Here is a 19,894-nt window from a genome sequence, read left to right on the forward strand (position 1 = left end):
ACCGATTGAGAAACACTTGAGTCCTACGGTCAGTCCACGTAGCCGAGGTCTTTCAGCATCTCTTGCGTGTCGGCATCGATGTCCTGGTCGCTGACGTCGCTGCCGGCGCTGTCCCACGCCTGGAGCTTCTCGCGGAGGTCGTCGTACGGCGTCCCGTCCGTCGCGCCGGCGGCGACGAGGTCGTTCGTCTCCTCGGGGTCCGCCGAGAGGTCGTACAGTTCGTGCTCGGTCCCCTCGCGAATGAGCTTCCACCCCGGCGTGCGGAGGCCGATGGACTCCGCGAACTCCGGATAGGCGGTCAGGAACGCGTCTCGGTCTCCCGGCGGCGTCCCGTCGTCGTTCACGCGGAGGCTCCGCCCCTCGAACGCGTCCGGGACCTCGACGTCCAGCAGGTCGAGCACCGTCGGCGCGATGTCGATTGTCCGGACCTGGTCGGAGACGGTCTCCGCGTCGATGTCCGGGTGGTGGAACGCGAGCGGGACGTGCAGTTCCTCGTCGTAGAGCTGGCGGCCGTGGCCCGTGTAGCCGTGGTCGTCCAGCGCCTCCCCGTGGTCGGCCGTGAGAATCACGAGCGTCTCCTCGCGGAGGTCCCGCGCTTCGAGTTCGTCGAGTACCTGCTGGACGTACCCGTCGACGAGCTTCATCGCGGCCGTGTACTCGTCGTGCGTGTCGAGGTCGCCGCGGTCGTAGTTCCGCGGTTCGTGCATGTCGAAGTAGTGGACCCAGCCGAAGAAGGGGCCGTCGACGCGGTCTAGCTGCTCGACGGCGTCCTGTGTCACGCTCTTTGCCGTCCGACAGTGCAGTCTGATGAGTCCCGTCTGTCGCAGGAGCGACTTGAGGTTCCACTGCTCGGTCCCGACGTCTTTCACCGCACCGAACACCGTGTTGAACGTCTTCGTGTCGTATATCCGGCTCAGAATCGGGTACAGCGTATCGTAGGAGCCGCCGCCGTCACAGTACTCGTCGAAGCCCCGGCCCAGCCCCGAGTGCTCGTCGCTGAGGTGGTCGACGCTGACGACGCCGAACGTGTCGTGGCCCGCGTCCTGTACCGACTCCGCGAGGACGGGGATAGACTCGTCGAGCCCCCAGCCGTTCTCCTGGACGCCGTGGGTGTGGGGGTACGAGGCGGTCATGAACGACGTGAGGCTCGGGTCGGTGGTGTTTGCCACGGTGAACGCCCGGTCGAAGTACAACCCCTCGGTCGCCAGCCGTTCGAGCGTCGGGACGATGCCCTCCGAGATGCCCCGCTGGAGCCAGTCTTCCCGGAGACAGTCGATGCTGACGAGCAGTACGTTCTCGATAGCGTGTGAGTCGAAATCTTGCATTGTCAGTCCTCACCGATGATGGCGTTGACGCGGTACGGTCGCTCGTCCCGGTACTGCTGTTTCACTATCATCTCCGCGAGGAACCCGAACATCACCAGCTGGACGCCGAACAGGACCAGCGCGACGGTCAGGATGAGCCGCGGGACGTGCGGTGCCAGCGACTGTCCGAAGGCGTACTTGAGAAACACCATGTGTGACCCGATGAGGCCGCCGGCCGTCATCAGGACGAGCCCGATACCGCCGAAGAAATGCGACGGCCGGGTGGAAAACCGGTTCCAGAAGACGTGAAACAGGAGGTCGACGAACCCCTTGACCAGCCGCTTCATCCCGTACTTCGTCTCCCCGGCGGTTCGCGGCCGGTGGTCGACGGGCAGTTCCGTTATTTTGTACCCTCGCTTGTGGAGCTTCGCCGGGATGTACCGGTGGCCCTCGCCGTAGAGGTCTATCTCCTTCAGCCCCGCAGCTCGGTAGGCGGTCAGCGTGCATCCGAAGTCGTGAATGTCCGGCCCTGTCAGCTTCGCCAACCGTGTCTGTATTGCCGACGGAATAGTTTTCGAGAGCGGGTCGTCGCGGTCGCGCCGCCAACCGCTGACGCAGTCGTACCCCTCTTCGAGTTTCGTGAGGAGCTTCGGGATGTCTGCCGGATTGTTCTGCCGGTCGGCGTCCATCGTCACGATGTATTCCCCTATCGAGTAGTCGATTCCGGCAGCCAGGGCCGCACTTTGCCCGAAGTTACGTCGAAGTAAGACTCCTGTCACTTCGTCACGGTCCGTCGCGATCTGCTGTATCGTCTCGGCCGTCCCGTCCGTACTCCCATCGTCAACGACAACTATCTCGTATGGGCCGTACGTCGTATTCTCACGGAACGTAGACTGGATCTCGTCGACTAGCGGCTCCAGATTCTCGGACTCGTTATATGCAGGAAGCACAATAGACGTTTGGACGTCACTGTCGGTATCTGTCGCTGATACGGCCGACCCGTCCGGTAGACTCCCTGTTTTTGCCATTCTGAGGGTCTGTATGTGCTACAAGATGCGCATTTATTAACAGTTGCCATTTGCTACCTGCTCAAATTATGCCGATACCGCGAACATCCCGATCATTAGTCCTTTAGAGTGGTTTTCAGGCTGACACTCCCCTGATGAAGAGACGTATACAAAATCAACACGCATGCCTGTAATCGGGGTGCTGTCTCCCGGAACCGTACAGACTATTACAGTCAGTGGTCAATCACGAGGAAATGCCCTCTATCCTGTGGAACAGAATCAGCAAGTCGGTCCGACGTGAGCCGTTTGTGCCGCTCATCGCGCTCGCTGCGTTCCTGCTGATGGTCTTCGGTACCTGGCGACTGCGGCCGCATCTGACGTTTCCGGACGAAACCGGCGCTATCGAACTCGCTCTCAGGATGGGATACGAGCAGAACCCCTTCATCGATAACTTCCGGAAAGGCGGGAACCTCCACCTCTACCTTCTGGCGCTCTCTTTCGTCCCGGTGACGCTGTACTGGCTTGTGACCGGACAGTTCGGCGACATCATGTCGGGCGCAGCCAGCGTCGGAAGCTCGCCGAGCTGGGGTGTGTCTCCCGACCTTCTCACAGCCTTCTACGACGTGCTGTTCGCCGGTCGGCTTGTATCTGTCTTGTTCGGTGTCGGGACTGTTGTCGTCCTCTATTACCTTGGTAGAGAACTACTGGACCGCCGTGCCGGAATCCTCGCGTCCGTTTTTCTCACGACTTCTGTCGGGTATGTCCTCACCGCCCACTACGCTACTGAGGACGTCCCGATGACGTTCTTCCTCATGCTCGGATTCCTGCTAACGGTTCGTGCGTTTCATTCGAGAGAGACCAGAACGTTGTTGGCTGCCGCACTGGTCGCTGGTTTAGCAGCGTCGACGAAGGCAACCGCCGGGCTCCTCGTCTTGCCTATTGCTATCGTCATCATCGAACGCCACTGGGACGAATCGGGGACCGTCGGTGAGTTCATCAAAGCGGTTTGGAGGTACCCGACGCTAACTATACTCGGTTACATCGCCACGACCCCGTCAATCTTTTTCCATCCAGTGTCGTGGGCCGATGAGATTTCTCGGTACGTCGTCCGCAGTACGAGCGACTCCGTCTCGTACAACTGGTCTGACCCCGGGTGGCTCATTCAGCTTGCACACCTCGCCGAAGGACAGGGCATCGTACTGTTCCTGTTTTCGATACTGTCCGTACTACTCGTCATCGCTTTCCTCTTGCGAGGCACCCTTGACAGTGCGGTCTGGTTGTTGCTTCTCTATGCTATCCCGTACTTCGCAGTCATCACTCAGGGGAACATGACACAGTTCCCGCGTGTGATGCCGTTATTCCCGGTTCTCGCGGTCCTCGCCGGCGTCGCCGGGTCCGATCTGACCCGATCCGATCGCTCAATGCGCGTGGTCGGCATCGGATTTCTCACGCTCGTCGTCGTCTTTTCGGGCGTACACACTGTCGCCGGTGTCGCCGATGTCAGCCAGTCCCGGCAGGAGGCAACTGAGTGGACACACGCGAATCTGGATAGCGCTGATACTGTCGACGTGTATTCCCAGCGCGTGTACCTCCCGGAGTTCCCCGAAGAAGCGACCGTGAACCGGTACGTCATTCATTCGACGTTCCCTCGCGAGGAGTGGCAGCCGGGGCTTGAACGACTGGACTGTAACGCGCCCGAGTACGTCGTGCTCTCCAGTTACCACTACTTCCGCTTTTTCAAGGATCCGTCCGTGTACCCGGGTGTGACTGAACGCATGTCGGCGCTGTTTGCCGAGGAGGACTACGAAATCGTCCGGACGTTCGGTCCGCCGGTGGACACCGAACTCAGCGCGGAGCGAAAGTTCAGAGACAGCGCCGGACTTTCGTCGTTCCCCGAAGACGGAAACCCGACTATCGTCGTGCTAAAGCGGATAGACGATGAACCGGCTTGCTAATGACAACTATATGTCGAAATCACTCCCCGGGACCCGTTCTCTCCGCCCACAGACACTACAGAGTAGCCAGCGAATCACCCGTGACACCGAACGAAAGTGGATTCTATGACTGACGAATCACTCCCGAGTGTCTGCGTCGTGACCCATCCCCTCGCCGCTGCTGGCGAGAACGCCACACGAAGCCTGCTCGACATCCTGTCGGCTGTGACATCGGTCGCGCTCGTGACGGCTGATCTGCCGGCTGATTCCGAGATTCGCGACCGGCACGAACTCGTCGAGCTCACGCAGAAAGGCGCGGGCGACTCCGTCGTCACCGCCGCCGTCCGGTTCCTGTTGAACCAGCTCCGGATGTGCCGCGTCATCGCCGACCGTGACGAAGACGTAGTCCTGTTTTTCGGCGCAACGTCGTACCTGCTTCCCATTATCGCGGCTCGGTTGCTCGGTAAAACGGTTCTCGTCGAACCCCGCGGTGATGTGCCGCTGACGCTCCGGCTGAACTGGGAACAGCAGTTGCCGGACCCGGTGGCTGCCGGGCTCGCCAGTGCCGTCCGTGCACTTGAACGAGCCGGCTTCGCCGCGGCTCACGGGGTCATCACATACACGCCCGAGATGGCCCGCCAACTGGACCTGCATCCGGAATCCCCGACCGTGTATCCGACGGGGGCGCGCTACGTCCGGACGGATGAATTTCGCGTCCAGCAGCCCTACGCCGACCGCGACCGCATCGTCGGGTTCCTCGGTCGGCTTGACGAAGAAAAGAACGTCCGCGAACTCGCTGCTGTCGCCACAGAGCTACCCGACGACGTGACCTTCCGGTTCATCGGCGACGGTGACCTCCGGGAGTGGCTGGAAACCGAACTCGCGTCTGAAATCGAGCGCGGCGCAGTCGAACTCACCGGCTGGGTGGATCACGACGATGTGCCCGACCAACTCAACGATCTCTCGCTGCTCGTGTTGCCGTCACAGCCGACGGAGGGACTACCGACGACAATACTGGAAGCGCTGGCCTGCGGAACGCCGGTACTGGCCTCACCGGTTTCGGGCGTTCCAGACGTTGTCCGCGAGGGCGAAACCGGCTTCCTGCTTGATTCACGGGAGCCGCCGGCGCTTCGACAGACTATACTCGATAGTCTGGACCGAGACGATCTTGACAACATCAGCGAGAACGGACGCAACCGAATCGAGACTGAGTACAGCTTTGAGGCGGCCTGTGAGCGGTACAGGTCGATACTCAAGCGGCTGTAGGTGTGCTATCTTGCTGATTGGCCAGCGTTCCGATAGTCGGCACGTCACCTATCGCCTCACAGGCTGATTAGGCGCGTTACCACGGTATACGCTGATTTACACACCCACTCACAGAGATATCAACAAGTTCTAATAACGTCTTGTCCATCTCCTGATGCATACGGATGCGAATCGGACAAACATCGTTCATCTCTTTCGTTTCGAAGGGGCTCTCTTCTGCGGCCGGCTTCATCGCCACGATCCTGTTCGCACGATTACTCGGTGCGGAAGTCCTCGGGAGATACTATCTCTTGCTCTCTATCGTTGCGTGGCTCTCGCTTCTGGGATCTATCGGAATCGGCAGCGCGATTACGAAACGGGTCAGCGAGGGGACGGACATAGGGGAGTACAAGCTTGCGGGGGGGCTCACAATTGCAGCCATCGGTGGCGTAATCATTGTCGGTCTGTTGCTGTTTCAGGACGTCGTCACCAGCAGCTTTGATGTCGACCATATCGGGTTCGTAATTATCCTTCTCGCGGTTGGACTACTCGGGTCGTACGTCGATGCGATGCTCAACGGGGCCCACATGGTCCACGTCGCGGCGGTGCTCAAGGTTGCACGACGAATCGCCAGGACGGTCCTGCAGGTCGGAGGTGTACTTCTCAGCTTCGGATTGACTGCGCTCGTCATGGGGTATGCGCTGGGTGGCCTCGTCCTCGTGGTCGCCGGGCTCTACGTTCTCGGTGGACCGTACAACCTTCCGGAGAAGAAACACTTCGAGCGTCTCGTCGACTACGCGAAGTACGCTTGGATGGGGCGGCTCGAAGGGAAAACGTTCCAGCAAGCCGACGTTATCATTCTCGGGCTGTTCGTGCCGAGTTCGCTCGTCGGCGTCTATGGGATCACCTGGAACATCGCGAACTTCCTCATTATCTTCAGTACGTCGATCAGTGGCGCGCTGTTTCCAGAACTGAGCAAGCTGTCGGTAGACGATCGAGACCAACAGGTCGCATCCCTCGTAGAGGATGCGCTCTCGTACACCGGGTTGGTGACGATACCCGGTCTCGTCGGCGGGCTGTTGTTGTCCAATCGCATCCTTCGAATCTACGGTGACGAGTTCGTACAGGGGGCACAGGTCCTCGGGCTGCTTATTCTCTCTGTGTTGTTCTACGGCTACCAGAAGCAGTTCACGAACGCGCTCGGGGGGATCGACCAACCGAAGGCGGCGTTCAAGGTAAACGGGATACTGATCGCCTCGAACGTGACACTGAACGCGGCGCTTGTCTATACCATCGGTATGACCGGGGCTGCGCTGGCGTCCGCGCTGTCTTCGCTCCTGAGCCTGATCGGTGGCTATCTCATCCTTGGCAGACATCTCGACTTCAGTGTTCCAGTCACCGAAATCTTGCGACAGATTGGTGCGACGGTAGCGATGGGGATACTCGTCACCGTTCTCAACGGTGTGCTAACGCGGGCGAACGAACCGTTCCCCAACGAGGTCGCGACGACCGCACTTATCATCCTTGGGGCGGCCACCTATTTCGCAGTGTTAGTGTCTATCTCGTCTCAGTTCCGGACTGTAGTCCTCGACAACATCCCGCAAGTCGCTTCACTGCGATAACCGGTGAAGCTGATTACCGGAGATAGCCCAGCTCTTCCAGCTGTTTTTCGACATCATCATCAAGCGCCTGTCCGTCCTTCTGATCCTTCCGAACGCCCTTAGTTTCGAAGCTGTCGTAAACGGCTCCCAGAGACGATTCCTCGTCGTCTCGCGGATAGGACACCTGAGCGTTCTCTATCAGTATCGTTCGCGCCGTCGATCCGTGGTCGGCGACCTTTCTGACGCGGTCGCCGTCCTGTCGATAGACCGCTCGCCACGGGCCGCCGTATTTCGACCGGTCCTGACACGCTGCCGGTAACACTCGTTCCGGCTGTTCGAGACGGTGGGTCATGGCAATCGCATGATCGTCGACGGTGAACGATCCACGCTCGCCGTCGATCTCGTTTCTGACTACGTCGGGGAACCGGGTGAGGCTCGCGATCCGGTTCTCGACGACGCCGTCTGACTCGCCCGGCCGGCTAACGACGAGCGGGACGTGCGTCTGTACCTCGCTGATCCCCCAGCTGTGGTCCGCGACCTGAACACTGGGGTCGATACGACTTCGCTCGCCGAATCCCTCGCCATGGTCGCTTGTGATGACCAGCAGTGTTTCGTCTAGATCGCCTCGGTCCCTGAGCGCCGCTGTGAGGGACTCCATCGCGGCATCGAGTTGCCTGATACACCCGTCGTAGAGACTCTCCACCGCCCGGAGCTTCCACCAGTCCCCGTCGGTGGCAATCTCTCGTGACGGTGGGGCCGGCAGGGAATCGTGGAGGGCCTGTAACTCGTCGCCACCCCACTGATCGTACTCCGCGCCCGGCTCGTACGGGTAGTGTGCGCCCATCAGGTTGAGACACGCCGCCCATGGCCCGTTCCGGGACCCTGACCAGTCCAGAAACGAATCGATGTATTCAGTGGCTGACTCGTCTTCCGCCTCGGTTCCGCCGTCGTAATACTGGAAGTACAGCCCGTTGATCACCGACCGCAGCGGCGCATCGCTGTTGAAACACCGAGTGAGGTACTCGCGGTTCGTCTGATGCCCTTCGACATCTGAGGGTGCGATTCCCTCCTCAAAGTAGCGGTGACCCGGGTCCTGTCGCGGCCCGTCGACAGTCTGGAACGGTTCGACGAGGTTCGAGGAGACGCTGACGACGACGTTTGGGGTGAAGACACCCGTCTCATAGCCGTAGTCGTCCGCGAGCTCGCGCCAGATCGTGCTCTCCGGGTCCAGTTCCGATTCGTGCTTGGTCACGCCGTGCTCAGGGACGTGATAACCGGTAAAAATGCTCGCGTGGCTCGCAACGCTGTGAATACTCGGCGCACGCGCCTGTTCGTACACCTCTGCCTCGTCGGCGAACCGTTCGAGAAACGGCGTCGTCCGGGCACCGTACCCGTAGAGACTCATGTTTTTCGCCCGGACGCTATCGAGAATGACGAGGAGAACGTTCGGCGGATCCATTGTGTTGAGTGACCGGAGTGGCAATAATATGTCTTTCGTGAACTGCGGCGCGTAAAATACCGAGCGTGATCAATGCCAAAACGCCAGATATAACGGTTAACTCCACCACTGCTCCACCACCACTCATGCCGCGGGTTCTCGTCGGGCCGACCAAGGCGGATATGTCCAACGACGAATACGGGAAGAGCTACAATCTCTTGAATAATCTCTACGACGACGACTTTACTGTCGACACGTACACGCGGACGGTCTCCGACCGGCTTGACCCCGAAAACGTCACTGTGTACCCGCTCGGTGGCGCTAACCGGATCGCGTACTACGTGAAGTTGTACCGGACGCTTCTGGGAGATTTACGCACTGGTCCTGTAGACATATACCACCATATGAACCTTAGCTATCGGTGGTTCAATCCGCTTCTGGTTTCGGGCCTTCAGGGAGACGTCCCGATCGTCATCGGACCATGTCAGGCGGGACACGCGATTATGGCTGAGGAGTTCAACCGCATGGTCTCCTCGTGGGTGGGGTCGGATCTGCCGCGTCCACTTACGGACCCGCTACACGCGGCTGTCGACGCAACGCGTGACGCGGTTCTGGACCCGCCCCGGATGGAACTATTCGAGCGAACGCTGGAAGCCGCTGACCGGGTCGTCGTCGTCCACGAGGAAGCTCGGGACGTGTACGCCGAGTTGGTCGACGAGTCAAAGCTCCGGACGATCCCGCTCGGCGTGGATCCGGATCTCTTCGAGTACAGCGAGCCTGCCGACTCCAAGGTGCTCGTGGCTATCGGGAGTCTCAGGGAACGGAAGGGCTACGATATCCTGTTCGATGCACTTGACATAATCCGACAGGAGCATCCAGATGTCCATCTCAACATCTTCGGTGATGGGCCGCTGGAAGACGAACTGCACGAGCAGGTTGAGCACCTCGATCTGGAGGAGAACGTCACGTTCCACGGGTACGTCGACCAGTCAATCGTCCGGGAACACCTGTCGCAGGCGCGTGCCTTCATCCACCCGTCCCGGTCGGAGAGCTTCTCCCTCGTCCGTCTGGAAGCGATGTCAACCGGCTGTCCGGTGGTCGTCACCGATATATCCGGGGCGCGCGAGATGGTCCGCGACGGGGAGGAGGGCTTTGTCGTTCCGACAGAGTCACCGGAACCAATCGCAGACGCCGTCACCACCTTGCTCTCCGATTACGAACTCACGAAACATATAGCCAGACAGGCACGAGACCGTGTTGAGGAGAAGTACGACTGGCAGAAAATCGCGGAGGAGTACCTCGACCTGTACCGTTCGCTGTCTGGCTAAGGTCGCACCGACGTCTATCGCGTGCATCGAAAGGTCTTAAGCCGTCGACTGAGACGTTCGAGGTAAATATGGTCCTCGTAGTGCTGGGTATCGATGCACTCGACCCGGAACTAGTAGACTCGACGGCACATCCGAATTTGACGCTCGCTGATCACCACGCTATCGAGACGATCAGGAGCGTCGAGGGCGGCCCCAGCACGCACGAACTCTGGCCGACGATCATTACCGGCCTCAGGCCACCGGAACACGGGATCACGCTCGACAACGGCGTCGCCTGGGAGAACCCTGCCCTCCGATTCGGGAGCGCTGCCGCGGATTACCTCCTCCCGTCGGGGCTGCAGACGCGTCTCGGGGCGTGGCTACTGAATAACACCGAACAGGACGCGTTTCGGATCCCGGCGACGTATTACGAGGAGAACGGCCTGTCGACAGTGTTCGACGGCCGAGAGGCGGCACCAATCGGCATCCCGAACTACGTGATCGACCCGGACACCGAGGACCGCGAGCACAGCCTTCGGCGAAACCTCGGCGACCTCTTCGAGCGCGACCTCGAAGCGAAAGGCGGGCACTCGTCGACGGACCCGGCGCTGTTCTACGAGCAGTGCCTCGAAATGTCGATGGTTCGCCTCGCTCGCGCACGACGGGCGCTCAGAGGCGGCCGACACGAACTGGTGTTTGCATACACGAGCGGGCTCGACCTCGTCGGCCACGTCGCGTACGAACAGCCATCGCTGCAGGACCGCGCCTACGAGGAACTCGACGAGTTCGTCGGCGAGGTCCGTGACGACCTCGGTGACAACGACGAGCTACTGCTCGTCAGCGACCACGGTCTGCAGGACGGGGTCCACACCGACGAGGCGATGATTGCGGGGACCGACGCGGCCATGGTCGACGCGATCGAGAGCGTCGTCGACGTCCGTGCGGCCATCGAAGCAGAACTCGACGGGACCGACCACACGTCGACGCCGCAGGTGACGGCGTCGCACGACGGCGACCGGTCAGGGGAGGAAGTCAAGGAGCATCTCGAAGACCTCGGGTATATGTAGCTATGTCGGACGATCCAAACGTCTTGCTGGTCATCCTCGACAGCGCCCGGGCACAGAACCTCAGCGCCTACGGCCACGTCAACGAGACGACGCCGTTTCTGGACTCCTTTGCCGCGGAGCGGGCGACACTGTACGAGCAGGCCCGGGCCCCCGGTGCGCGGAGCGTCACGAGCCACGCGAGCATCTTCTCCGGTCTACACGTCGAAGAACACGGCGTCGTCTCGGCGGGCCACCGGCTGGACCCCTCGGCGTCGGTATTCTCGCAGTTGCGCGAGGACGGCTACGAAACGGGCGTGTTCACCGAGAACGACTGGCTGACGGCCGTCGATGTCGGACTCCGGGACGGGTTCGACGAGGTCGTCGGTGCACGGAACGTCCCGTTCCCGGGCGCAGTCAATCCCCACGAGTTCGTCTCGAACGAGGGGCGGGGCCAGTACGCGGAGTTCGTCAAACTCGCGCTAACAGACGACGCGCCGCTCCGGTCGCTGGCAAACGGTGTGGCGACGAAACTCCAGTCCGATTACAAGCGGCTCCTCCCGGACAGCGTCAGAGCGTCGACGCCGGCGGACGTCTACGTGGATTCGCTGCTGGACTGGAGCGACCGGCAGGAGGGGCCGTGGGCGGCGTGTCTCAACCTGATGGACGCACACATTCCGTACGAACCGATGCCCGAATACGACCAGTGGGGCGGCTCGGAGGCGTCGTCGCTGCAGGCCTCCTTCGAGGACCAGAAGTGGGACTTCAACGGCGGCCACCGGCCGTGGTGGCAAAAGAAGGCGGTGGAGTCGTTGTACGATGGGGCGATTCGCCAGATGGACGCGGAGCTCGAACGGTTGGTTTCGGCACTGGAACAGCGTGGCGAACTCGAAAACACCCTCCTCGTCATCACGAGCGACCACGGTGAAGGATTCGGCGAACGGAGCGACGTGCGGCCGGGCGTCCGGGTCGCAGAGCACGGCGTCACGATTCACGACAGCGTGCTCCACGTCCCGCTCATCGTGCGCCATCCGGGCCAGACCGAACCCCAACGGGTCGACGGTCCCGCGTCGCTGGTCGAATTTCCGCGGGTCGTGAATCGGCTTCGAGACGGAGACCGGCAGCCGGCCGGCTTCTGTCCTGACGGGCCGGTCCTCGCCACTGCGGTCGGCCTCGACGAACCGCTGCAGGAGCGTGCCGGTGCGTACGTCGACGACCTGTCGCCGTGGACTGCCACGTCGCGAGCGGTGTTCGAAGACGATAGCGAGGGCGTTGTCAAGTACTGTACTAGCCGCGACCACGCCGCCACAGTTGTCAGCCGCGACGCCCAGACGTCCTACAAGGTTTCCGACGACGGTGCGGAACACGTCGACCGTGCGTTCGAGTCGATAAAGGAACGCGACGTCAAGACGGCGGGCGAGGACTTCGACGACCTCGACGACAGGACATACCAGCGACTGGAGGACCTTGGCTACGTCTGACGGGCCGTGTCGACGCTCTCATACTCCCAGATCAGATCGAAGTAGCGCTGCATCCCAGCGACGAACGAGCCGTTGTCCGTGAGTGCGGCCTGCCGCATGTGGTTGGGAACGTCCGGCTCCTCGACCAGTAGAATCGCCTCACCGCTGTCGTAGTCCATGCTCGGATCGACGAGCGTCCCGCGCCAGGGGAGTTTCTCCGTGCTGAATCGCAGGTCGACAGCAGGGTACTCCGAGGCCAGTTGGTCGACGATGTCGGCCTGAACAGCAGCCTTCTCCGCTGGTAGCTCGTCGGGATGCAAGAAGAGAACGCTGACCTCGACTCCACGGTCGAGTGTCTCCGCCAGTGCGCGTTCGACGCTATCGAGGTAGGCGAAGCTATTGGTGATGACACGAAGCGTCGCTTCGGCGTCATCATACAGCCGGCGGGTCTCGCGTTCGCTTGGTTCGCCCACGTCGACGACGTGGAACAGTTCTGCCGTCGGCGAGATGTCTTCGCTTGCCCGTTCAAACCGTGGTTCGTACTCGGCGAGGAAGGCTTCGCGGTAGGAGTCGATGTCTGTGGCAAACGATTCGTATGATTGCCTGCGGTTCTCGACGGCCCGGTCGAGGATTTCGCCAGGCGATTTCGGCTGGTACTCTTTGGGACGGCCGGGAATCACCTTGATGAATCCGCGGTCGGAGAGCGACTCCAGCACGCCGTAGACGCGGGCCTTGGGGATGCTGCTCGCTTCCGCGAGATTCGGGGCCGTCGTTCGGCCGAGCGAGAGCAGCTGTTCCAGCGCTGTCGCCTCGTATTCGGTCAGCCCGACTAGGTCGAACACGTCCGCAGGGTCGCTCATACACGCTCATGTGTGGCAGGGAATGTAAAACGCGTCGCCCGCCGCCCAAATCTATTAGTGGGTGGCGGCGAGTAGTTACTCGCAGAGTGAGTAACATGACTGCGACATCCCAGACAGAGGAAGACGATCACCTGGCAGACATCGAAGACGGCTGTGGCTGTGCGGAGGTCTGGGAGCACATGAGCGAGCAGCGCAACGACTGACACGGCTGTTGTCAGCGCTTCCTGGCAGTCACCGCTTTTTTATCGGCGACTGCGAGAATCTGACCGAAAACCCGCACGCGGGCAGACCCGCATTTATTTGTCTTCGCGTGGATGACGTTGAGTCAATGGCCGACCGAGACGACGTCTGTATACTGTTGCCGACGTTCAACGAGGCAGAGACCATCGAGTCGGTCGTGTCCGGGTTTCGTGAGCAGGGCTTTACCAACGTTCTCGTCATTGACGGCGGCTCGACCGACGGAACACAGGAGGCTGCCGAGTCAGCCGGCGCGCGAGTCGTCGAACAGTCCGGCTCGGGGAAGGGGCAGGCCGTCAGAGAGGCGGTGACGCGTCACATCGAGCAGCCGTACGTCCTGATGGCCGACGGCGACGCGACCTATCGGCCCGACGAGGCGGACAGGCTACTCGAACCGCTGTTGTCAGGCCAGGCCGCCCACGTCATCGGAAACCGGTTTGCGGATATGCGACCCGGCGCGATGACGAAACTGAATCAGATCGGCAACCGCATCATTAACAGTGCCTTCGAAACGATTCACGGACGGGACCTCACCGATATCCTCTCCGGGTATCGAGCCTTTACGCGCCAGTCCTTCCAGCGGAGCTCGCTGACGGCTTCTGGCTTCGGTATCGAGACGGAGATGGCCGTCGAGTGTGTCAAACACAATATCTCGACGACGGTGGTGCCGATCACCTACCAGCCCCGGCCCGACGAGTCCGACACGAACCTCCGTCCGTTCCGGGACGGCGCGACAATCATCCTGACGCTGTACCAGATGGCAAAGACCAACAATCCACTGTTTTATTTTGGGAGCGTTGGCCTCGGGAGCACTGTGGTCGGGTTCCTCCTCGGCGCGTACGTGGCCTATGACTGGGTCGTCAACAGCATCTCACACGAGGTGATCGCAGTTGTCGGCTCGTTCGCCATTCTGCTGGGGATTCAGCTCCTCATGTTCGGCGTCCTGTCTGATATGCTCGTGGCGGTAAACCGCGAACAGACACGCCGCCTAGAGGACATTGCTGTCCAGCTCACACACGAGACCCGCGATCAGCCGGCGGACGTGTTCGACGACCAGCCGGTCGGTGACGCGGAGGGTACCGGAGAGAGTGATACAGAGACAACGCCAGCGGTCTCTCCGCACCAGCCCGACGAGTAGTTTAGAACGGGACCAGCGCGCGGAGCTGGGAGAGCAGACTGTTTCTGGTCGCTTCCCGTTTGCGCTCGAATATCGGATGGAGATCGTTGAGTAGCTCCTGCTCGTTGTCGAATTCCGTGGCGTTCGTCTCGTCAAGCGCCTCGGCGACGGTCATCGAGTGGCCCGACGCGTCGAACGGGACCGTGATGTGGCCGGCGGCGTCCCGGACCTCCCTCGCGGTCGCGGGATACTCGATGTCCACGTCCGACAGGCGGGCGTCGAGTGCCGCGATACCGAACTCGATGACGTCTGGCTCGTCGCTGTTATCGGCTGGTGGCCGTACTCCCATTGGTAAAGCGATGGGGCCGGGGGATAGAAAAGTCTGCGTTGTCCAGTCAGTTCTTGCACCCGGCCAGCCACTCCTCAGCCCAGTCCTCGATTTCGTCGAACACCGGACAGAGGGATTCACCCTTTGACGTGAGTCGGTAGTACGTCGCGACTGGCGCGTCTTCTTCGAGCCGTCGGTCGACAAAGTCCATCTCCTGGAGATCATCGAGGACCCGCGAGAGGGTACGAGAACTGGCATCGGTGGCCCGTTTGAGTTCGTTGAACCGCTGTTCGCCGTTCTGGAGTTCGTGGAGCACGACCAGTCGCCAGCGCGACCCGATCTGTTCCAGTGACTCGATGACGGCACACGGCCCGCTCTCCTCTTCCTCGTCCGCGGCAGTGAATACTTCAGATGACATCAGTGCTACCTGGTATCCCCATTGTCCGGGAACGTACAAATAGGTTCGGATACGAACCAAGTAACGTAATGAAACCACTAATCGCGGTTCGACAGTCTCGTAGCGAAACGACTCCGGCCATGGAGGTGAGCGCCTGATGGCGTTTGAGTCCGCCGGAGCGGGCGAGCTGTTCTTGCTGGGCCGACTCCTGTTCGGTGGGGTGCTTGCCTTCATGGGCCTGAACCACTTCCAGAACGCCGGCCAGATGACGCCCTACGCGGCGGCGAAAGGGCTCCCGGCACCCGCGGCGTCGGTCTACGGGAGCGGCGGATTGCTCCTCGTCAGCGGCGTCCTCGTCATCCTCGGCGCGTACCCCGTCATCGCGGCCGGGGCGCTGGCGACGTTCCTCGTCGCTTCCGCCGTCATGATGCACAACTTCTGGGCGGTCCCGGACGAGCAGGTACAGGACGAGATGACGCAGTTCCTCAAGAACATCGCCCTCGCCGGCGGCGCGCTGTCGCTGCTTGCGGTAGCTGGTACGTCGTGGCCGTACAGCGTCGGCCTGTCTATGTTCTGAGGTCCCGCGTCTACCACAGTCGGTTGCCTTCGCCCAGCACCATCAGTCACTGTTGGCGAGTGACACCTGTCGCCATCCATAAGCCGTCGCGTACCCGAACTGTGCGTGAATGATGCAGTCGCTGCCGACGCCGGCCATGCCCGCGTGGCTCCCATGGCAGGAAGCGGTCGTCCTCGTCGTGGTGCTTGTCATCCTTCTTGCCGTCCGCCGACTCTCGGGTGTACGACTGGGCGATGGTGTACGGGCGCGACTCCTGCTTGGGGTCCCGTGGGGGACGCTGGTGACAATTGCGGGTGTCACGGCGGTGTACCTGTTCCTGCAGGGCGCATGGTGGCACCCGCGGGACCCGCTTGTGACCCCGTTCCGGACGTGGTCGTACTTCTACCCGTTCGGGATGCTCACGGGGGCGTTCACTCACGGCAGTCAGGGCCACATCACGGGCAACCTCATGGGCACACTGGTGTACGGAACGGTCGCGGAGTACGTCTGGGGCCACTACCCTCGCAAGCGGGGTGTCCAGACCTTCACGTCGCTTCGGACGAACCCGTTTGCCAGGATTCTGGTTGTTCCCGTCGCCATGTTCGTCGTGGGTGTGTTCTCCGCGGTGTTCGCTATCGGGCCGATTGTGGGCTTTTCCGGCGTGGTGTTTGCCATTGCCGGGTTCGCGCTCGTGACGCGGCCGACGCTGTTTCTCGGTGCATTTCTCGGAACCCGCGTGCTCGACCTCCTGTATTCGGCACTCCGATATCCGGTGTCGACGGCCGCTGGCCAGACCCGGTTTGTGACGCCGTGGTGGTCGAACATCGCTATCCAGGGGCACGCTATCGGCATACTCGCAGGCGTCGTCGTGGCGCTCGCGTTGCTTCGGAGCCGGGACGAACACCCGGACATGTTGCGGGTGTTCTTTGCGACGCTCGTGTTCGCCGTCGCACAGGGCCTCTGGGCGGTGTACATCCCGCTCGGCAGCGGCCGGTTTCGGTTGTTCCGCTGGGCTGGGACGGCACTGGTGTTTCTCCTCGCGCTCGTCGTCGCCGCCGCGACCGTCGGCTCTGACCGGCGCCTTCGCCCGTCGTTCGACCGCCACCCGGCATCACTCGCAGTGATAGTGCTGCTCGTCGTCCTCGGTGCACTGAGTCTCGCTGCCGTCCCGACGAACGTCGTCGACCTGCAAGCGGACCAGCTCCCCGAAGACGGCATCGAGGTCAGAGACTACGTGGTGGCCTATGACGAGAACGTTCCGAACGCGTACTTCGAGAGTATCTGGGTGCCTACGCAGCAAGCGGAGACAACCGTCAACGCCAGCGGCGTCATCGTCGCTAGTGCAGAGCGGGAGGTCTGGATCGCCGCCGTCCAGCCGGGTCAGCTCGCAGTTAACGGCAAGGAGCGTGTCACGGTCGGTGGCTCGACCTGGCGTGAATCGGTGTACGCGAACCGGACGGACTGGTCGGTGCTTGGCAATGCCAGCGTCTACCGGGTTCAGCTCAGGCGCGAGAGGGGCCAGTCTCGGACCGCGTACACCTCGGAGCCATCGACGGCGGACGTGATACTCGACGGGCGGAACGTGACCGTGGCGGCCCGGCAGAACGGATTCGACGTGGTCGTAACACGGGGGAATGAAACGGTCGGGCAAGCACCGCTTCCGGCGAACATGACGCGGACGCGAATCGGCGGGCTGACCTTCGAGCGGAACCGCTCGCGGCTGTACGCGGGGACAGATGGGACTCGTGTGAAGATTGCGGAGCGCCGCCAGCAAGCGGCCTAGGTCCAGTCGATGCGGTACACTTCTGCGGTAATCGCCTGACGGTCCGATTCGTGGAACTCGAACTGTCGCGGCAGGTCGAACTCCGTCTCGAAGGCATGGGTCACTTCGCCGCCGTTGTCCCCGGCGAAGGATTCGACGAACGACTGGCTTCCGTCGTTGTGAATCGAGTACGACACGGCTGCGATGGACGCAGCAGTTTCGAGGAACCGTCGGTCGGCGTGTTCGTTGTCCGACTGCGCGCCGAAGGGCGGGTTCATCACGACGGTCGTTTCCTCGACAGGCGGGGACAGCGGAGCGGTGGTGGCATCTGCCCGAACCCACGACACTGGGGTCGTCGAACCGACCTTCCGCTCGTTTTTGCGCGCCGTCGACAGCGGCGCGGGGTCGATGTCCAGCCCCACAACCCGCGCCGGCGACCGCAACGCTGCACCCAGCGCCAACATCCCGGTGCCACAGCCCAGATCGACGACCATCCGTCCCTGAATGTCGCCTTGAAGATCCGCAGTATGGACCAGATGGGCCGCCAGATTCGGCGGAGTCCGGTACTGTTCGAGACTGGCCCGCGGATTGTCGAATCCGGCGACAACGGCGAGTTGCTGGGCGAGCGCACTCTTTGTCGGCATTACCTGAAATACGCAGAAATCATTCAAAAACGTTTGGAAATGCCCACTGGTTATGCTACCGGGAGCGTAACGACGAACTCGCTGCCGCCGAGGTCGCTGTCTTCGACCCAGATGTCGCCGCCGTAGTTGTTGACCATCACCGACACGAAGTACAATCCGAACCCTGTCCCCGTCGACTCGGGTCCACGCTCTCCCTTCTCGAAGATTGCCTCACGCTCTGCGGGCGGTATCCCGGGTCCGTCGTCAGCGATGCGAAGATGGACCATCGAGCCGACGCGGTCCGTCGTCACCTCGATTGTGGTGCCTGGACCGCCGTGCTCGACAGCGTTCGTCAAGATATTTCCGACGACATCGTCGAGGAGGTCGTCAGCCACGACCACGGTATCGCCATGGATGTCTGTTCTGAGCGTACAGTCTTCAGCCATTGAAACCGCTTTTTTCGTTGCCCCTTCGACGACCGGCCCTAATTCTATCGTCTCTGCCTCGGTCAGCTCATCGTCTGACATCGTGCTCAGGACGCTCCGGACCTTCTGTGTGAGGTCGACGATGTCCTGACTCCAGTCCAGAATCGTCTCGGCGTAGGCCGCCTGTGTCCCAGTAAGTGCATCTGCCAGCGTTTCTGCGCGCGCCTCGATGACTGTCATCCCGTTGAGGATGTCGTGCCTGAGAATACTGTTGAAAAACTCCATTTGCTCTTCGCGGCGCTTGAGATCCGTGATGTCCGTCCCCTCGACGATTACCTTCTGGACGGTCCCGTCGACCATTACCGGCCGGGCCACGACGGCGGTCGAGATACGCTGGCCGTCTGCACCGACATGCTCGGCCTCGAACCTGACCATCTCGCCCTCACTCGCCCGCTCAACAGCGTTCTGGCAACGGCACGCTACTTCGTCACTGTGGTTCCACCAGGGCGTTTCCCAGAACAGTTCCCCGAGGACGGCGTCGTCATCGGCGTCGATGAATCCGAGGGCTGTTGTGTTCGCCCTGAGAAGGTTTCCGTCAGCGTTGAGAATACCGATGAACGTCTCCGGTGAGTTGAACGTCGCTTCCAGCAGTCGCTGGCTCTGCTCGCGTGTATCAACAGCTAGCTCGCGTTCGATCTCTGCTTCGACCCACTGCGTGAGATGTTCGAACAGCGTCTGCTGCCAGTCCGAGAACTCCGAAATCGACTCGCTGTCGTTGACGAAACACAGCGTTCCGTACTCCGCCCCGTCCGCCCGCAACGTCGCGCCGACGTAGGCCTCTAGTCCGAACCGCTCGTAGGCAGGGTCAGTCGCCATTTCCTCACTTGCGTTGGTGACTATGTACATCCCGGATTCGCTGAGGGTGTGTCTACAGTACGTCTCGGAACGTGGTGTCTCGTCACCCGCCGTAATCGTGGATTGTAGACCGCTACTGGCGACGATTTCGTGGCTGTCGCCAGCGATCACTGCGATGTGTCCGTTCGGAAACCCGAGGTGTTCTCGACCGACGGCCAAAACTGGCTCGACGCGCTCCCGAAACGAGGTTCCGCTGGCCGCCATCGCCGCAGTGAGGTCCTGCATAGCCGCAAGATAGCGATCCTGTTCTTCCGGGTCGCTACCCTCGGCACCGTCCAGCGGATCATTCATAGCCGGAGACTCGACCTCCCCGGAATTGAACATTCGGCCCCGTT

General features: G+C 61.5%; 17 protein-coding genes. 9 read left to right on the plus strand and 8 right to left on the minus strand.

The features are described 5' to 3' along the window. Nucleotides 1–29: 29 nt before the first annotated feature. Both BVU17_05865 and BVU17_05870 read right to left on the minus strand, forming a co-directional pair. The gene (locus BVU17_05865; protein AUG47074.1) at nucleotides 30–1,325 is read right to left on the minus strand and encodes a hypothetical protein; all 1,296 of its coding nucleotides are present in this window, start codon (nucleotides 1,323–1,325) and stop codon (nucleotides 30–32) included. A gap of 2 nt (nucleotides 1,326–1,327) precedes the next feature. After that, nucleotides 1,328–2,332, minus strand: a complete 1,005-nt coding sequence (locus tag BVU17_05870) for a glycosyltransferase group 2 family protein (GenBank protein AUG47075.1) — start codon at nucleotides 2,330–2,332, stop codon at nucleotides 1,328–1,330. Between the two features lie 233 nt (nucleotides 2,333–2,565). On the opposite strand from BVU17_05870, the gene BVU17_05875 reads away from it, so the two are divergent. From BVU17_05875 to BVU17_05885, 3 genes are all read left to right on the plus strand, one after another. Beyond that, nucleotides 2,566–4,266: a hypothetical protein gene (locus BVU17_05875; protein AUG47076.1), complete on the plus strand. Its 1,701-nt coding sequence runs from the start codon at nucleotides 2,566–2,568 to the stop codon at nucleotides 4,264–4,266. 105 nt (nucleotides 4,267–4,371) lie between these two features. Next, nucleotides 4,372–5,511, plus strand: a complete 1,140-nt coding sequence (locus BVU17_05880) for a glycosyl transferase family 1 (GenBank protein ID AUG47077.1) — start codon at nucleotides 4,372–4,374, stop codon at nucleotides 5,509–5,511. A 164-nt stretch (nucleotides 5,512–5,675) separates the two neighbouring features. Next, a complete protein-coding gene (locus BVU17_05885; protein AUG47078.1) occupies nucleotides 5,676–7,112 on the plus strand; it encodes a polysaccharide biosynthesis protein in 1,437 nt (478 codons plus the stop codon). A gap of 13 nt (nucleotides 7,113–7,125) precedes the next feature. Here the strand turns inward: BVU17_05885 and BVU17_05890 are convergent, their stop codons facing one another. Then, the gene (locus BVU17_05890; GenBank protein AUG47079.1) at nucleotides 7,126–8,550 is read right to left on the minus strand and encodes a sulfatase; all 1,425 of its coding nucleotides are present in this window, start codon (nucleotides 8,548–8,550) and stop codon (nucleotides 7,126–7,128) included. A gap of 125 nt (nucleotides 8,551–8,675) precedes the next feature. Between BVU17_05890 and BVU17_05895 the strand changes: the two genes are divergently transcribed. The 3 genes from BVU17_05895 (at nucleotide 8,676) to BVU17_05905 (ending at nucleotide 12,360) form a co-directional block, all read left to right on the plus strand. Beyond that, complete coding sequence (locus tag BVU17_05895) at nucleotides 8,676–9,857, plus strand: group 1 glycosyl transferase (GenBank protein ID AUG47080.1); 1,182 nt, start codon at nucleotides 8,676–8,678, stop codon at nucleotides 9,855–9,857. A 68-nt stretch (nucleotides 9,858–9,925) separates the two neighbouring features. Then, nucleotides 9,926–10,903, plus strand: a complete 978-nt coding sequence (locus BVU17_05900) for a hypothetical protein (protein AUG47081.1) — start codon at nucleotides 9,926–9,928, stop codon at nucleotides 10,901–10,903. 2 nt (nucleotides 10,904–10,905) lie between these two features. Next, entirely contained in the window at nucleotides 10,906–12,360 is a 1,455-nt protein-coding gene (locus BVU17_05905; protein AUG47082.1) for an arylsulfatase, read from the plus strand. Here BVU17_05905 and BVU17_05910 read toward each other — a convergent pair. Further along, the gene (locus BVU17_05910; GenBank protein AUG47083.1) at nucleotides 12,351–13,199 is read right to left on the minus strand and encodes a TrmB family transcriptional regulator; all 849 of its coding nucleotides are present in this window, start codon (nucleotides 13,197–13,199) and stop codon (nucleotides 12,351–12,353) included. The genes BVU17_05905 and BVU17_05910 overlap by 10 nt on opposite strands. Before the next feature lie 328 nt (nucleotides 13,200–13,527). Between BVU17_05910 and BVU17_05915 the strand changes: the two genes are divergently transcribed. Then, the gene (locus BVU17_05915; GenBank protein ID AUG47084.1) at nucleotides 13,528–14,574 is read left to right on the plus strand and encodes a glycosyltransferase, TIGR04182 family; all 1,047 of its coding nucleotides are present in this window, start codon (nucleotides 13,528–13,530) and stop codon (nucleotides 14,572–14,574) included. A 1-nt stretch (nucleotide 14,575) separates the two neighbouring features. On the opposite strand, the gene BVU17_05920 is transcribed toward BVU17_05915, so the two are convergent. Continuing rightward, entirely contained in the window at nucleotides 14,576–14,902 is a 327-nt protein-coding gene (locus tag BVU17_05920; protein ID AUG47085.1) for a hypothetical protein, read from the minus strand. 46 nt (nucleotides 14,903–14,948) lie between these two features. Beyond that, nucleotides 14,949–15,299 (minus strand): transcriptional regulator, encoded by a 351-nt coding sequence (locus BVU17_05925; protein AUG47086.1) that lies wholly within the window; start codon nucleotides 15,297–15,299, stop codon nucleotides 14,949–14,951. A gap of 136 nt (nucleotides 15,300–15,435) precedes the next feature. On the opposite strand from BVU17_05925, the gene BVU17_05930 reads away from it, so the two are divergent. Next, a complete protein-coding gene (locus BVU17_05930; GenBank protein ID AUG47087.1) occupies nucleotides 15,436–15,855 on the plus strand; it encodes a quinol oxidase in 420 nt (139 codons plus the stop codon). Nucleotides 15,856–15,964: 109 nt separating this feature from the next. After that, nucleotides 15,965–17,617 (plus strand): peptidase, encoded by a 1,653-nt coding sequence (locus BVU17_05935; protein AUG47088.1) that lies wholly within the window; start codon nucleotides 15,965–15,967, stop codon nucleotides 17,615–17,617. Here the strand turns inward: BVU17_05935 and BVU17_05940 are convergent. After that, complete coding sequence (locus BVU17_05940) at nucleotides 17,614–18,240, minus strand: RNA methyltransferase (protein AUG47089.1); 627 nt, start codon at nucleotides 18,238–18,240, stop codon at nucleotides 17,614–17,616. The genes BVU17_05935 and BVU17_05940 overlap by 4 nt on opposite strands. A gap of 50 nt (nucleotides 18,241–18,290) precedes the next feature. Continuing rightward, nucleotides 18,291–19,850: a histidine kinase gene (locus BVU17_05945; protein AUG47090.1), complete on the minus strand. Its 1,560-nt coding sequence runs from the start codon at nucleotides 19,848–19,850 to the stop codon at nucleotides 18,291–18,293. Between the last annotated feature and the right edge of the window lie 44 nt (nucleotides 19,851–19,894).

It is taken from the genome of Haloarcula taiwanensis, assembly GCA_002844335.1.
GTDB lineage: Archaea > Halobacteriota > Halobacteria > Halobacteriales > Haloarculaceae > Haloarcula > Haloarcula taiwanensis.

Excerpts from the sequence above, each read along its gene's own strand:
- BVU17_05870 (AUG47075.1), bottom strand. The coding sequence starts at position 2,332 with ATGGCAAAAACAGGGAGTCTACCGGACGGGTCGGCCGTATCAGCGACA.
- BVU17_05900 (AUG47081.1), top strand. The coding sequence starts at position 9,926 with ATGGTCCTCGTAGTGCTGGGTATCGATGCACTCGACCCGGAACTAGTA.
- BVU17_05915 (AUG47084.1), top strand. The coding sequence starts at position 13,528 with ATGGCCGACCGAGACGACGTCTGTATACTGTTGCCGACGTTCAACGAG.
- BVU17_05875 (AUG47076.1), top strand. The coding sequence starts at position 2,566 with ATGCCCTCTATCCTGTGGAACAGAATCAGCAAGTCGGTCCGACGTGAG.
- BVU17_05935 (AUG47088.1), top strand. The coding sequence starts at position 15,965 with ATGATGCAGTCGCTGCCGACGCCGGCCATGCCCGCGTGGCTCCCATGG.
- BVU17_05920 (AUG47085.1), bottom strand. The coding sequence starts at position 14,902 with ATGGGAGTACGGCCACCAGCCGATAACAGCGACGAGCCAGACGTCATC.
- BVU17_05905 (AUG47082.1), top strand. The coding sequence starts at position 10,906 with ATGTCGGACGATCCAAACGTCTTGCTGGTCATCCTCGACAGCGCCCGG.
- BVU17_05890 (AUG47079.1), bottom strand. The coding sequence starts at position 8,550 with ATGGATCCGCCGAACGTTCTCCTCGTCATTCTCGATAGCGTCCGGGCG.
- BVU17_05925 (AUG47086.1), bottom strand. The coding sequence starts at position 15,299 with ATGTCATCTGAAGTATTCACTGCCGCGGACGAGGAAGAGGAGAGCGGG.
- BVU17_05885 (AUG47078.1), top strand. The coding sequence starts at position 5,676 with ATGCGAATCGGACAAACATCGTTCATCTCTTTCGTTTCGAAGGGGCTC.
- BVU17_05910 (AUG47083.1), bottom strand. The coding sequence starts at position 13,199 with ATGAGCGACCCTGCGGACGTGTTCGACCTAGTCGGGCTGACCGAATAC.
- BVU17_05895 (AUG47080.1), top strand. The coding sequence starts at position 8,676 with ATGCCGCGGGTTCTCGTCGGGCCGACCAAGGCGGATATGTCCAACGAC.
- BVU17_05945 (AUG47090.1), bottom strand. The coding sequence starts at position 19,850 with ATGAATGATCCGCTGGACGGTGCCGAGGGTAGCGACCCGGAAGAACAG.
- BVU17_05865 (AUG47074.1), bottom strand. The coding sequence starts at position 1,325 with ATGCAAGATTTCGACTCACACGCTATCGAGAACGTACTGCTCGTCAGC.
- BVU17_05940 (AUG47089.1), bottom strand. The coding sequence starts at position 18,240 with ATGCCGACAAAGAGTGCGCTCGCCCAGCAACTCGCCGTTGTCGCCGGA.
- BVU17_05880 (AUG47077.1), top strand. The coding sequence starts at position 4,372 with ATGACTGACGAATCACTCCCGAGTGTCTGCGTCGTGACCCATCCCCTC.
- BVU17_05930 (AUG47087.1), top strand. The coding sequence starts at position 15,436 with ATGGCGTTTGAGTCCGCCGGAGCGGGCGAGCTGTTCTTGCTGGGCCGA.